The organism is Streptomyces sp. NRRL F-6676, from assembly GCF_000725625.1.
GTDB lineage: Bacteria > Actinomycetota > Actinomycetes > Streptomycetales > Streptomycetaceae > Streptomyces.
The window spans coordinates 1-471 of record NZ_JOHS01000130.1 but is presented as its reverse complement, the minus strand read 5'-3'; the positions used below and the strand labels follow the sequence as shown (position 1 = coordinate 471).

General features: G+C 66.0%; 1 pseudogene. It reads right to left on the bottom strand.

The features are described from left to right. Positions 1–240, bottom strand: a pseudogene (locus tag IO29_RS31310) (hypothetical protein); the annotation flags it as partial. Positions 241–471 lie beyond the last annotated feature (231 nt).

Here is a 471-nt window from a genome sequence, read left to right as displayed (position 1 = left end):
CGTTCCGCCCCGCCCTTCGGCGGCCGGCACTGCCTGGCCGGCCCGGGTGTGGTCCTGCTCCGTCTCGTTCTCCGGGGCCAGCACTTCTCCGACCTTCGAGCGGGCGATGGCCCACTCCTTCCATTCCCGCTCGGCCAGGGCCAGCTCGGCCTGGATGCGGTCGGCCTCCTCCCGCAGCTCGTCCACTCGACGACGAGCACCCAGCTCGCGCTGTTCCAACAGCCCGACCACCGACGGCATCCACGACCCCCACAGCAGCGACGACATGACAAGCCGTCACTTCCACCCTATCGCCGCCCCTATGCTCCACCAGCGAAAATGCAGTCTTCAAGTCCGGAAAGACAACAGCTTCTTAGAGGTCGTCTCATTTGGCTGTCTAGGTAATCTGCTGCCGTGCTGATGGTCGAGCGGATGGTGCCGGACGAGTTGTGGGAACTGTTCCAGCGGGTTGTGCCGCGCGCGCCGACACGC